The organism is Marinobacter sp. CP1 (genome assembly GCF_001266795.1).
GTDB classification, from domain to species: domain Bacteria; phylum Pseudomonadota; class Gammaproteobacteria; order Pseudomonadales; family Oleiphilaceae; genus Marinobacter; species Marinobacter flavimaris.
The window spans coordinates 1093774-1106737 of sequence record NZ_CP011929.1 but is presented as its reverse complement, the minus strand read 5'-3'; the positions used below and the strand labels follow the sequence as shown (position 1 = coordinate 1106737).

The 12964-nt window shown below is 57.7% G+C and carries 13 protein-coding genes and 1 pseudogene; 5 read left to right on the top strand and 9 right to left on the bottom strand.

Annotated elements, in window-relative coordinates; genetic code table 11:
• Positions 1–66: 66 nt before the first annotated feature.
• Both ACP86_RS05255 and ACP86_RS05250 read left to right on the top strand, forming a co-directional pair.
• Entirely contained in the window at positions 67–528 is a 462-nt protein-coding gene (locus ACP86_RS05255) for a universal stress protein (protein ID WP_053112980.1), read from the top strand.
• A gap of 46 nt (positions 529–574) precedes the next feature.
• A complete protein-coding gene (locus ACP86_RS05250; RefSeq protein WP_053112979.1) occupies positions 575–2077 on the top strand; it encodes an MFS transporter in 1503 nt (500 codons plus the stop codon).
• Positions 2078–2183: 106 nt separating this feature from the next.
• On the opposite strand, the gene ACP86_RS05245 is transcribed toward ACP86_RS05250, so the two are convergent.
• The 3 genes and pseudogenes from ACP86_RS05245 to ACP86_RS05235 form a co-directional block, all read right to left on the bottom strand.
• Positions 2184–2600 (bottom strand): globin, encoded by a 417-nt coding sequence (locus ACP86_RS05245; protein ID WP_053112978.1) that lies wholly within the window; start codon positions 2598–2600, stop codon positions 2184–2186.
• A gap of 162 nt (positions 2601–2762) precedes the next feature.
• Positions 2763–4355, bottom strand: a complete 1593-nt coding sequence (locus ACP86_RS05240) for a hypothetical protein (protein WP_008175469.1) — start codon at positions 4353–4355, stop codon at positions 2763–2765.
• 258 nt (positions 4356–4613) lie between these two features.
• Positions 4614–5750: pseudogene (locus ACP86_RS05235) on the bottom strand (NnrS family protein).
• Between the two features lie 94 nt (positions 5751–5844).
• Here ACP86_RS05235 and ACP86_RS05230 point away from each other — a divergent pair.
• Positions 5845–6408 (top strand): Yip1 family protein, encoded by a 564-nt coding sequence (locus ACP86_RS05230; RefSeq protein WP_053112977.1) that lies wholly within the window; start codon positions 5845–5847, stop codon positions 6406–6408.
• Here ACP86_RS05230 and trhA read toward each other — a convergent pair whose 3' ends face one another.
• On the bottom strand, positions 6409–7104 hold the full coding sequence (gene trhA, locus ACP86_RS05225) for a PAQR family membrane homeostasis protein TrhA (RefSeq protein ID WP_053112976.1): 696 nt from the start codon (positions 7102–7104) through the stop codon (positions 6409–6411).
• Positions 7105–7270: 166 nt separating this feature from the next.
• On the opposite strand from trhA, the gene wrbA reads away from it, so the two are divergent.
• Positions 7271–7870 (top strand): NAD(P)H:quinone oxidoreductase, encoded by a 600-nt coding sequence (gene wrbA, locus ACP86_RS05220; RefSeq protein WP_014578220.1) that lies wholly within the window; start codon positions 7271–7273, stop codon positions 7868–7870.
• Positions 7871–7968: 98 nt separating this feature from the next.
• Here wrbA and ACP86_RS05215 read toward each other — a convergent pair whose 3' ends face one another.
• Complete coding sequence (locus ACP86_RS05215) at positions 7969–8670, bottom strand: Crp/Fnr family transcriptional regulator (protein WP_053112975.1); 702 nt, start codon at positions 8668–8670, stop codon at positions 7969–7971.
• Positions 8671–8843: 173 nt separating this feature from the next.
• Between ACP86_RS05215 and ACP86_RS05210 the strand changes: the two genes are divergently transcribed.
• Positions 8844–9761, top strand: a complete 918-nt coding sequence (locus ACP86_RS05210) for an AEC family transporter (protein ID WP_053112974.1) — start codon at positions 8844–8846, stop codon at positions 9759–9761.
• Here ACP86_RS05210 and ACP86_RS05205 read toward each other — a convergent pair.
• The 4 genes from ACP86_RS05205 to ACP86_RS05190 form a co-directional block, all read right to left on the bottom strand.
• Complete coding sequence (locus ACP86_RS05205) at positions 9758–10411, bottom strand: cation transporter (protein ID WP_008175454.1); 654 nt, start codon at positions 10409–10411, stop codon at positions 9758–9760. The genes ACP86_RS05210 and ACP86_RS05205 overlap by 4 nt on opposite strands.
• A gap of 86 nt (positions 10412–10497) precedes the next feature.
• Positions 10498–10956 carry a Cd(II)/Pb(II)-responsive transcriptional regulator gene (cadR, locus tag ACP86_RS05200; RefSeq protein WP_008175452.1) on the bottom strand — a complete coding sequence of 153 codons (459 nt, stop codon included), beginning with the start codon at positions 10954–10956 and terminating at the stop codon, positions 10498–10500.
• Positions 10953–12308, bottom strand: a complete 1356-nt coding sequence (locus ACP86_RS05195) for a sensor histidine kinase (protein ID WP_053112973.1) — start codon at positions 12306–12308, stop codon at positions 10953–10955. Before ACP86_RS05195 ends, cadR begins: the two co-directional genes overlap by 4 nt.
• A complete protein-coding gene (locus tag ACP86_RS05190; protein WP_053112972.1) occupies positions 12295–12960 on the bottom strand; it encodes a response regulator transcription factor in 666 nt (221 codons plus the stop codon). Before ACP86_RS05190 ends, ACP86_RS05195 begins: the two co-directional genes overlap by 14 nt.
• Between the last annotated feature and the right edge of the window lie 4 nt (positions 12961–12964).

The following is a 12964-nucleotide window of genomic DNA, read 5'->3' as shown; positions in this document are numbered from 1 at the left end:
ATATCAATGGATGCCCCTTGAAATGGCCTTTGAAAGGGCGCCCGAAACGCCCTGGGAGAACCCAAAATGAAAATCATGATTGCCTACGACGGCTCGCGAAATGCCAGGTTGGCCCTGGCTCAGACCATCACCATGTTTCGCGATCTCAAGCCTGTGATCACCCTGGTTGCCGTTGCCGAGAATCCGCGGGACATCACCTCGGGAAACGAGGACATGTTCCAGGAAGAAGTGGCCGATCTGAAAAAGCACATCGCCGAGGCGATGGAGGTGTGTGAACAGGAACAGGTCTCCGCCGAAAGCATGCTTCTGGAGGGTGACCCGAGAAAGATGCTGCTATTCGCCGCGGAAAAGAAGGTCCACCCGGACATGCTGGTTATCGCACGCCACAGCCACGAGCCCGACGGTGGCTTCATTGCCCGCTCACTGACCTATTTCGTGGACGAACTGGATTACATGACCTTCGGCAGCGTGAGTTCCTTCCTCGCCCGCCGCATCCAGTGCCCGCTTCTTATTCTGCCCAGCCGTTGAGTCTGGCCATAACCGTTTCTGTATCTGAAAGCCCAGGGAGGCTGACATGAAAGTCGCAGACGTTTTCCACGTCAAGAATCTGGAAGTCAGGGCACTGCACCTGACCTGGATCGCATTCTTTATCACGTTCTACGTGTGGTTCAACATGGCGCCGCTGGCATCGAGCATGCTCAAAAGCGTCGACTGGCTGACCGCCGATGACCTTCGGCTGTTTGCCATCTGTAACGTGGCACTGACCATTCCTGCCCGGATCATCGTAGGCATGGCTCTGGACCGCTTTGGTCCCCGTCGCGTGTTCTCCGTTCTGATGGTGCTGATGTCCATCCCGGCGCTGGTGTTTGCGTTCGGTAACACCATGACGCAACTGCTGGTCAGCCGTCTGGTGCTCAGCTCCATCGGTGCCAGCTTTGTGGTGGGTATCCACATGACCGCCATGTGGTTCAAACCGAAAGACATCGGCTTCGCCGAAGGCTTCTATGCCGGTTGGGGCAATTTCGGCTCGGCCGCTGCGGCTATAACTCTGCCAACCATTGCACTGCACATGTACGGTGGTGAAGACGGCTGGCGCTGGGCCATCGCCCAGAGCGCAATCGTGATGGCGGCGTATGGTGTGTACTACTGGTTTGCGATTACCGACGGCCCGGCGGGCACCGTTCATCGCAAGCCGCGCAAGGCCGTGGCTCTGGAAGTCAGCAGCTGGGGGGACATGATCAAGTTGATCCTCTGGACCATTCCCCTGGTGGGCGTTCTGGGCATCCTGGTATGGCGAATCGAGACCATGGGGTACCTGAGTGCGACCGGAGCCGCTATCTGTTACGCGGTGATCGTGGCCATTGTCTGCTATCAGATTATCCAGATTCTCCGGGTTAATATTCCCTTGCTGAAACAGGGTGTGCCCGAGGACGACAAGTACCCGTTCAACAGCGTTGCAGCTCTGAACAGCACCTACTTCGCCAATTTTGGTGCCGAGCTGGCGGTGGTGTCCATGCTGCCGATGTTCTTCGAGGAAACCTGGAGCCTGAGTGCGACCGCAGCCGGCCTTATCGCTGCCTCCTTCGCTTTCGTGAACCTGGTGGCACGCCCGATGGGTGGCCTGGTTTCAGACCGTATGGGCAACCGCCGGTTTGTGATGCTCAGTTACATGTTCGGCATCTCGGTGGGCTTCGCGCTTATGGGCCTGATGAACTCTAACTGGCCGCTGATTATTGCCGTGGGTATTACCGTATTCACCTCGTTCTTCGTGCAGGGTGCCGAGGGCGCCACCTTTGGCATCATACCCTCTATCAAGAGGCGCCTGACCGGCCAGATCTCCGGCATGGCGGGCGCTTATGGTAACGTGGGTGCGGTGGTGTACCTGACCATCTTCACCTTCGTAACCCCGACCCAGTTCTTCTACATCATTGCCGGTGGCGCGTTTGTCAGTTGGTTGCTGTGCATCATGTGGCTGAAGGAGCCGGAGTCAGGCTTTGCCGACGAATACCAGGTGTCCTCTGTGGATCTCCAGATCGAAGAGGAAGAGCGTCGCCGGCAGGCTGCCGCTACCAGCTAACCCGGAACGGTTGAAGAAAAGGCCGCCGAGGCATTGCCCGGCGGCTTTTTTTGCGTTTGAAGGGACATCATTTTGGGGGCCAGGCCTGTCTTACTATGACCACGGATCAGAAGTGGTCGTAGCCGAATTTCATGTAGGTGATTCCAGGGCTCAGAACCAACCGCCAGGCCAGTTCGATATCGTCGCTGCACTCCTGGTCATAGGCTCTTACGGTGTCCGTCAGGCAGTCGAGCCAGAGGTCGTAGAGGTAGGGCTTGATGCTCAGATGGCGGGCGCTGTGCAGGCAGGCAATTCGATGAAGGACATCGTCAACGTTGCCGCTGGCGTAAAAGGCTACGAGGCTGAAAAAGGATTTCTTCAGCATACTCCGCTGAACGGCCATATCGGTATTGCGAAACAGTGCCCGGACCTCGGGAGAAGACATCAGGAACCGGCGATAGAAGCCTTCAAAGAAGTCAGGCACCTCGGGTGGGGTCTGTAGGACACGCTCGTAGCTCGCGTCGAATAGCTCTTCGAAGGACATGGCAGGCTCCCTGGTTCTCTTGGGATTAAATCCAATATCCTGAATCTAGCATTTGCCAGCGTGCGCGTCATTTTGTGCAGGTAAGGAGGTAGCCTTTGATGGAAAGCAGGCATAAAAAAACCGGCGCCCTTCACGGACGCCGGCTGTTACTTGAACCCTGTATCAGGGGTTCTTGATGTACGCATCCTTGCGCAGGTAGAACCACCAGTTAACCACCAGACAGAGTGCGTAGAACACCGCAAAGCCGTACATGGCCACCTCTGGGGTGCCGGCCTGGATTTCCTGGCCCATCACCCTGGGGGCGATAAACGCGCCGTAGGCGGCAACCGCAGAGGTCCAGCCCAGAACCGGGCCTTTCTGCTGCTGGTTGAAGATGAAACCGATGCTGCGGAAGGTGGAGCCGTTACCGATACCACTGGCCGCAAACATGATGATGAACAGGATCAGGAACGGTGCAAAGTAGGCGTTCGGATCAGTGGAGTTGTAGGCCAGCATCATCACGTAGCCGGTGGCCACGGAGGCTGCGACCATCACAACCGAGATGATCTGGGTAACGATGGATCCACCCACCTTGTCGGAAATCCAGCCGCCCACCGGGCGAATGAGCGCGCCAACAAACGGCCCCATCCAGGCCCAGGTCAGTGCGCTCGGCGCATCAGGGTTGACCACACGGGTTACCGTGCCATCGGCTGCCACTTCCATCATGTTGCCGAAGATAACGGTAATGGACAGCGGCAGGGCAGCGGAGAAGCCGATGAATGATCCAAAGGTAAGGATGTAGAGCACGGTCATGGACCAGGTGTGCTTGTTGCTGAAGATTGCAAACTGGGCCTGGATGTTGGGCTTGATATCGCCGGGGATCAGCCGCAGAAGAATCAGTGTGAGCACGATGGTCAGGGGCAGGGCCAGCCACATGTTCAGCACGCTGAGGGCCCAGACGCCTGCGATGGAGGCGAGAATACCCACGCCGTAGAGCCCCAGAATCTTGCCGAAGGCCGAAAGCGGGTTGCCCGGATTCGGGGTAACCACTTTCAGGTTGTTCATGCCAAACCAGCCGGCAAACGCCAGCGGAATCAGAAACACCAGCCAGATAAACCCGGCGTTCTGGATCCAGGTATCGGTACCCGCCTCAATGCGGCCAATCAGCGTGCCGCTGGGGCTCTGCAGCTGCATAGGGTCACCGGCCAGGGCGCCGAAGATACCCACGGTCATGACCAGTGGGATGACCACCTGCATGGTGGTGACGCCGAAGTTACCGAGACCGGCGTTCATGCCGAGGCCATAGCCCTGCTTGCTTTTCGGGTAGAAGGTACTGATGTTGCTCATGGAGCAGGCGAAGTTACCGCCGCCGATACCGGATAGCAGTGCCAGGGCCTGGAACACGATAAACGGTGTATCCGGGTTCATCAGGGCGATGCCGGTACCGGCAGCAGGAATCATCAGGAGGGCAGTGGTCAGGAACACCGTGTTTCGTCCGCCGGCGATCTTGATCATGAACGAGGCGGGGATCCGCAGGGTGGCGCCAGACAGGCCTGCAATCGCAGACAGTGTAAACAGTTGCTCAATGCTGAAAGGAAAACCCAGGTTCTTCATCTGGGTGGTGATCATCCCCCACATCAGCCAGACGGCAAAGCCCATCAGCAGGCTGGGGATGGAAATCCACAGGTTGCGGGAAGCAATGCGCTTGCCCTCCCGCTCCCAGAATTCTTCGCTCTCGACATCCCAGTGTTCGATGTCTGCGTTGGTTTTGGCCATGATTTTGACTCCCTCGGTTAACGTGCCCTTGGCCCCGTTTCTGGTGGCGCTCGGGCTTCTCGACACCATTGTGCAAAGCGAGGCGGGGAGTCATTCTTGATATTTCTCAAGGACAAAATGACGTGTCAGAAGGTGAGTTTTTTGATGAAAATCCAGGCGCGCTTCAGATCGATAAAATCTATTAAAATCAAATGGGTGCGATAGTGATATCCCGAAGTGGGTAGGCGTTATGGATGCTGGCGCAGTGGAGGTAGCCAATCATTTCCGGCGGTTCTGGCTATCCCGGAACAGTAAAATCGTCTGCAGCGCCACAAAACCGTAGATGCAGGACCAGCTCGCCGATGCCAACCAGAGTGCAACCGGTTCAAGAAAAGGCGCGTTGCCCGCGTAGAGTCGGGCGACTGCCGCAATGGCCATGCCCGAGGCGATGCCAACAACCTGCCAGATGGGTGGTGTCATTCGTCTGGCTCGCTGCCAGGCAAGCCGCAGCATGACACTGGTGGAAAGCGTGCCGAGGGCTCCGATTGTTATCAGGTGCATGGAGGCGACGGGATCGTTTTCTTTCAGAAGGCTTAACCCGCTTGCGCCAGCGCCTGCAGCCAGCCATAAGTAGCCAAGTGCCAGTACCAGAAGGTCTGGCCGGTTTCGGCAGTGCCAGAGCTTCCAGCGAGCAGCGCGAACCACAATCAGAAAACCCGCAACCAGCAATAACAGACCCACGGCCGGGGCCGCGACTGGCAGAAAGCTGAGCAGCAGTGCCAGCAGCAAGATGGCCAGAAGGGTTCACTCAACATGTGGCTGAACCCGGGCCTCAAGGGGGATGCCCCGTTTCTCAAGCGTGCCGGCCACAGCCGGCGCAATGACTCGCCCGCCGATAAACGTCATCAGAAGCAGCAAACCGACAATGGCGGTTGTCAGTACCTGGCGGCTATCCAGTATTGCCGGTGCGCTTGCGGCCAGTGTGTTGCTGGCAAGCCAGAAAACGACCGACAACAGGCAAAGAAGCAGAATCAGCGGGCCGGCAATCCGGTTGCGCCATTTTTTGGCCGCCTGAAATCTCGGGACCGCGTAGCGCGCCAGCATGAGGGCGAAGGCCGGGCTTAACAGTTGGGCGGCAATACTTTCCGGCGCCAGAACCCAGCTGACCCTCGCGAGTATCCAAAGCACAAAGAGCAGAGTGAGTACCCGGCCAGGTTGGGGGCCGAGGGTGTAGCCGGCGATGAGGGCCAGGGCGAAGCCGAATATCAACTCATGGCCGTGTCCCGCACCGAGCAAACCGGGCGGCCAGCCTGTCCCGGACAGCACGCTGTATATCGACAGGGGAACCGTTAATGCGGCGAATAGTGATGCGGCAGGGAAGAATAGCCAGAACGCATGAATGTTCTTTCTTGGCATGCTTGAGTTGTCCGAAGTCATCTCGTGTCCTTGACCGTTCGGCGCACCGAAACTATCAGTAAAAATAACGCGGGATACATTTTAAAGGTGCATCATGAATATTACAGAGCTTGCCCGTCTACCTTTTTCCGGCAATGGCGCCTGGTCCGAATTGCGACGCCTCGACCTGTCCATTCCGTTCCTGACCTGGGTGGTGGTAGTACCGATGTCGTTTCTGCCGACGGTGCTGCTCTATTATGCCGGCACGCACTACGGCGACGCCTTCATGCAGGGCTTCGGTGACAAAGAGTGGCGGTTTATAACCACGATCCTTTTCCTGGCAGAGCTACTGACGTTCTTCGTGATGGGGTGGCTGATTCACGCGGTTATGAACAGTCATCAATTGAAAATCCGCTATCAGGATGCCTATTTGCTGGCCGCAACTGCGCCGCTGCCGCTCTGGTTGTCATCACTGGCATTGTTGATGCCGGTGCTGGCAGTGAGCGTGGTGGCGGTTTTCGCTGCTTTGTTCCTTTCCTGCGCGCTGGTGTACCAGGGCGTTCGTTCGTTTTGCGAGCGAAGCGATAACGATGTGGTGGTCATGTCCGCCACTTACACGGTGATGGCAGCGTCCTTGATGGCATGGGGTGTTCTGATGGCCATGGTCTGGGCATTCTGATCAGACCACATGGGGCAGCACGCCATAGTAGATGGCACTGAAGTGGCAGGCGCTGCCGCCGATCACGAACAGGTGCCAGATCGCATGCATGTAAGGTATGCGGTCAGCCAGGTAGAAGGCGACGCCGGCGGTGTACACAACGCCTCCGGCAATCGTCAGGTTCAGGGCGGTCTCACTCAGGTTGGCCACCAGATCGGAAGACGCGAAGGTGATCAACCAGCCCATGGCGATATAGATGCCGACCCTCGCCAGTTTGAACCGATTCTTGAAAATAACCTTCAACACCACCCCGGTAACCGCCAGCGACCAGATCACCGCAAACAGCGTCCAGCCCACTGTGCCGCGCATGTTTACCAGGAGGAACGGCGTGTAGGTACCGGCGATCAGCAGAAAAATGGCGCAATGATCCAGGGTCTTGAAGGCGCTTTTCAGTTCCGGCCGCCTGGCACTGTGATACAGGGCGGAGGCCAGGTATAGCAGGATCAGCGAAGCGCCAAAAATACTGAAGCTGACTATCTTCCAGATATCCCCGAACTGGCTGGCCCCAATGATCAAGGCCGCAGTGCCGATAATGCTCAGGATGGCTCCGAGCCCGTGGGTGGCACTGTTCAGCCATTCCTCAATGCGGTGATGGGTATTGGGTGCCGGGGATGGAGTTGCTGTCGCTGTCACTGAATGGTCTTCCTGATATGTCATGCCAATAAAATACTTGAGCGTACACGTGTACGCAATGGCCCAGAGTGACCATCCTGTGAGGCTGTTCAGAAAAACTGAATAACCTGTCGGAAAACTTCCGATTTCTCTCGAGTCTGCCTCTGGTTAGCATCCGTATATCGATTTAAAGACACGGGAGGTTTTTCTCATGGCAAAAGTACTTGTGCTCTATTATTCCATGTATGGCCATATCGAGACGATGGCAAACACCATTGCCGACGGCGCTAAAGGCGTTGACGGTGTCGATGTAACCATCAAGCGCGTGCCCGAGACGATGGGCGACGAAGCGTTTGCCAGTGCTGGCGGGAAGTCGGATCAGGAAGCGCCGGTGGCTGATCCGAAAGAGTTGGCAGAATACGATGCGGTGATTTTCGGCACGCCCACTCGTTTCGGCAACATGGCGGGCCAGATGCGTACCTTTCTGGACCAGACGGGTGGCTTATGGGCTGAAGGCAAGCTCCACGGCAAAGTAGCCAGCGTGTTCACGTCTACCGGCACCGGGGGCGGACAGGAGCATACTATCAGCTCTTTCTGGACCACCCTGGCGCACCACGGCATGGTGATTGTGCCCCTCGGGTATGGCATTCCAGAGTTCTTCGATATCTCTGAAGTGAACGGTGGAACGCCCTATGGCGCTTCAACCATCGCCGGTGGCGATGGTTCCAGGCAACCGAGTGAAAAGGAACTCGCCATTGCCCGCTTCCAGGGTAAGCACGTTGCCGAACTGGCAGTAAAGCTGCACGGATAAGACTGAGGTTTTAGCAAAGCGTTGAGCGTTTTTCAGGGCGGCAGGCGAGAGCTTGCTGCCCTTTTTTATGCAGCGCTCCTGGAGCCTCGCCTTCACAGTCAGGTTCTTGCGGCTCCGGTTTTCAGACGGGAAAAAGTCGCCGGCACAACACCGAGCCATGACGCCAGCTGATTGTCCGGCACCCGTTTGACCAGTTCCGGATATTCCTCGAGCAATAACCGATATCGATCACGGGCCGGCATTGTGTGCTTTCGGAATTCCCTCATGCTGGTGAGCTCTGCGATTTCTTCTGTCAGTGCCAGGGCGAACTGGGGCCAGAGCCCCTCTCCATGAGACTGGATCGCCGACCGGAAAGCCGAGAAGTCGGCCACCCAGGTAGTCACCGGCGTGACCGTAGTCAGGCAAAGGGTATTGCGTACCGTGCGGGTTCGGCCAAAAACCGGCCAGACCATATCGCCTTCGGAAAAGAAATGGTGCACCGACACCTTGCCACTTGGCGCTTCCCGGAAAAGCCGGAGTATGCCGTACTGAATCAGGTAAACGTTTGCCCAGGGTTTATCGTGCTTTTCCAGTGCAGTTTCGGGGTCCACCCGTCTGAGGTGGAACAGGCGTGCAAGGTCTGCTAGAAACCGGGCGTCCGGATCATTTTCATGGCCCGCCAGACGAATACCGAATACCCGGCTCAGGCCATGCAGGAGGGCTGCCGACTCTGGTGCGGCATCCTGCTCAACAATATCCGGGTTGTTTTCTCCCAGCATGCATGGAGCCGAGGAGACGTCTGGCCTGAAAATACTGTTCATGGCATTGACCCTGTTATGAGTGTCACCTCAATTATGGTATCAGAGAAGAATCTTTTGAAATGACTTAAATCATTAAGGCTTTTTCACTGAGTCGATATCGCGATTCGCTGAAAGTTCAGTGATAGACTCCGCCTCCTGTCGCTGGAAGTTTACCCTTGCCTCACGGAGTTCCGATGGCTGCAGCCCTTGCCCTTTTCTTCAAACTTATACCGCTCTACGTAACGGTCGCCCTGGGCTGGGTCGCCGGTCGTTATCTTGAGGCCAGTGGTCGTCATATCGCCGGCATCATGCTCTATATCGTGACGCCCTCAGTGGTGTTTTCCGGGGTGATGGTAGCGCCGCTTTCTCCCGAAGTTATCTTGTTGCCGTTTCTGGTATTCGGGATTTCTTCTGTGCTGGGAATTGCGCAATTAAAGCTGGCAAAGCGGGTGCTCTCCGACGGCAGTGCCAACATCATTCCCCTGTGTGTGGGTTCCGGTAACACGGGGTACTTCGGTGTGCCGGTTGCGTTGTTGCTGTTCGGTGAGGAGGGGCTGGGGCTCTACATCGTGTGCATGCTGGGCACCACGCTGTTCGAGAACTCCGTGGGCTTCTATCTGGCGGCGAGAGGGCGTTACAGCATCAAGGATTCGCTCTGGCGGGTGCTGAAGCTCCCGTCGGTATACGCCTTCCTGGCGGCCGTCGTCCTTAACCTGGCGGGCATCGGAATTCCGGATATCTTTGTGCCGCTGTTCGATAACCTGCGCGGCGCCTACAGCATTCTGGGCATGATGATCATTGGCATGAGCATCACCAGCTTTCGCGGCCTGGCGGGCAATGTCCGTTTCACGGCCCTGGCGTTTTTCGGGAAGTTCGTGGTCTGGCCACTGGTGGCCATTGTGTTCTGGTGGCTGGATTCAACCGTGCTGGGCATCTATGAGCCGGCCGTACACAAGGCCATGTTCCTGATTTCGATCACGCCGATTGCCGCGAATACTGTGGTCATTGCGACCCTGCTGGATACCTCGCCAAGGCAGGCAGCGGGTACCGTATTGCTTACCACGCTGTTTGCCCTGGCGTTTATCCCGGTGATGATCTCACTTGCTTTCTAGCGGCTGCTTGACGGTGTTGCCGCCGGTTGCGCTTCGCTGGCCCTGGCTTCTGCGATATCGCTGCGGGCATGGCGCACCACGCTGATACCGGCCGTTATCGCCAGCGTACCCATGATTGCGGCAACGATCAGGTCGGGCCAGGCAGTTCCGGTACCGAACACACCGAGTGCGGCCACCATAACGGCGATGTTGCTGATGGCATCGTTCCGGCTGCACAGCCAGACCGAACGCATGTCGGAATCCCCTTCACGGAATTTGAACAGTATTGCGGCCACGCTCACGTTGGCGGTAAGTGCCAGCAGACCAACCGCCCCCATGGTCAGCGGCTCCGGTGTAATGCCTGCCTGCACCACCCAGACGGCCCGGGCCCAGACCACCAGGCCAAACACCGTCATGGTGATGCCCTTAACCATGGCTGCGCGCCCTCGCCAGAGCATACCCATGGAGAGGACGGTGAGGGACAGAATGTAGTTGGCGCTGTCGCCGAAGAAATCGATGGCATCGGCCATCAGCGAGACAGAGCCCGATGACAGACTGGCGATGCCTTCCACAACAAACATGGCCAGGTTCACCCACAAGGCGATCCATAACGCCCGGCGGAAGCCCGGGGCAGGGGATTTTGGTTCGGGGGCAGAGCAACTGCACGCCATAAAGACCTCCTTGGTTCAGATAGTCTTATTGAAAACCCTGTAGTAGCTACAGGGTCAACAGTTGCTGCAGAAAATTTTGAGATTCGTCAGTTCTGGCCCGGCCCATGGGTACCGGGAACGTGGTTGTGGCGGTCCTCGGGCTCTGGAGTCTCGAGCTCCGTGCTAAGCCCGCCGAGGATGCCGCATTCGCGCACTGTGCGGCCATCGGAGCAGGCTTCCTGAAGTTGCTCGAGAGTTTCTTCAAGGCTCGCCAGCTCCTTCAACCGTTCCCGTACATGAGTCAGATGGCGAGCCAGCAGGGCGTCTACTTCGCTGCAATCCGCTTCCGGTTGCTCGGCCAGCCGGATCAGCTCGCGGATCTCGTCCTGGGCCATGTCCAGGTTGCGACAGCGTTTGATAAAGAGAAGGCGTTCCAGATGGGCGTTGCGATACGAGCGGTAGCCGCTGGCGTCCCTGTCCGGTTCCGGTAGCAAACCGATTTTTTCATAGTAGCGGATGGTTTCAACAGGAATGGCCGTTGTCTTTGCGAGTTCACCGATCTTCACTGCCTGATACCCCCGGTAGTACCCGGAAAATGGACCGTTGCCTTGAATCCTCCGGTCGAGCCGGAGCTGAAATTCAGGGTACCACCATAGCGGTCTGTAATCTCCCGCACGATGGCCAGCCCCAGGCCATGCCCCGGCGTTTGTTCATCCAGACGCAGCCCGCGGGTGCCGAGGGTGTCCAGCGCGTCGGGAGGAATTCCGGGGCCATCGTCCTCAACGGTGATGGCAAATCCTTTCCCATCCTCGTGCAGACCAAGTTCCACGAACCTGGCGGACCACTTGCCGGCATTGTCCAGAAGGTTGCCCAGCACCTCATTCAAGTCGTGCTCTTCGATGGGCCAGCGTCGTTCTTCGGTCAGTACGGTCGACATTTCAAAGGATTTTGCCGGATACAGCCGGCCGAGCATCCAGAGAAGGTCTCGGGCCTGCTTCAGAGGGTAGGCGCTTTTGCCGACCTGTGGACCCGCGAACCGGCTGCGCCGCATTTCTGCCTCAAGTTGTCTGTCGATATCATCGAGCCTGCCGGCCATTTGTTGTCTTAGGGTGTTGGGGAGGGGGCGGTCGGTATCTTCCAGAATCTGGCGAACGGCAGCGATGGGCGTTTTAACGCTGTGGGAGAGATTCGCCAGCGCATCCCGGGAGCGCTCCAGCCGCTGGTCCAATGAGTCGAGCAACTGGTTGAGCTGCAGTACAAGAGGTTGGAACTCCTCGGGGGCCCTGACATCAATCCGCGATATCTCGCCATCCTGCAGCCGCTTTAATGCGGCCTTGAGGCTTACTACGGGGCGCATGGACAGGTTGATACCCAGCCAGAGTGTGCCAACCAGCAGCAGGATCAGCAGCAGGGAAACAACGGCCGTCCAGGCGTGAAGCTCGGCCTGGCTCCGGCTCAAGGCACCAAGGTCTTCGGAAACGATCACCACGATGGGCTGGTCGTCCACGCGAAAGGACTTCCGGTAAGCAAGGATATCCGAGGGCGCCTCCGCAATTTCGGCGCCACTGACCCGCAGTGTACCTTCCTCGCCGGACTCCACCAGTGGCATCAACAGCGGTGCCCAATTCTCGGGGGAGATGATGGTCCGGGTGTCGGAATGGATAGCGAATGCGTGGTGAAAAACTTCCTGGAAATAATCACCGGTCTGTAGGGTGTCCAGCCGACCACTGGAATCGCGAATCTGGTGTTCCAGAAAAGCGACTTCGTCTTTGAGCCGGGTTTCCACAAATTGGCGGGACATCCGGTCAAGTAGGAGCCCGTGCACCAGCCATGCGAGAGCCATCAGGAGAATGCCGGCCGGCAGCAGCAGTGCCAGTAGGGTCCCCTTGACCGATACCGGTTTTTTAAACCAGATCATTAAACAGGTACCCCTGGCCACGTCGTGTCGAGATGGTGTCGGTGCCTACCAGTTTCCGGAGTCTCCGGATGTAGGCCTCGATGACGTTTTCGCTGGGGTTGTCGTTCAGGCTGTACAGCTGTTCCATAAGCTGTTCTTTCGAGAAAACATGCCCTGGCCGGCTCATCAGGCAACGCAACAAACGGAATTCGGTTCCGGTGAGGCTGTGCTCTGTGCCATCGGCCAGTTTCAGGCTTTGGCGATTCTCGTCCAGTTCGAAATGGCCGGCCTTCACCAGTGAATGCACCCGCCCCTCGCTCCGGCGAATGATGGCGTTCAGCCGCGCAATCAGCTCCTCGGTCTGGAACGGTTTGGCCAGGTAATCGTCGGCCCCGGCCTTCAGACCGTTCACTTTGTCCTGCCAGTCACCCCGGGCGGTCAGAATCAGGACCGGAAAGCTGATGCCGCGCATTCGCCATTTCCGGAGCACGTCCAGACCATTCCCGTCTGGCAGCCCGAGATACAGGACCACGGCGCGATATTCCTCGTGATCGGCCAGCGCCGACGCTTCTCTGGCGGAGGAGGTGGTATCCACGCTGAATCCCGCCTTTTCCAGCTGGCTGGTCAGCCCGTCCGCAAGCAGCCGGTCATCTTCGACGAGCAGTAAACGCATGTGT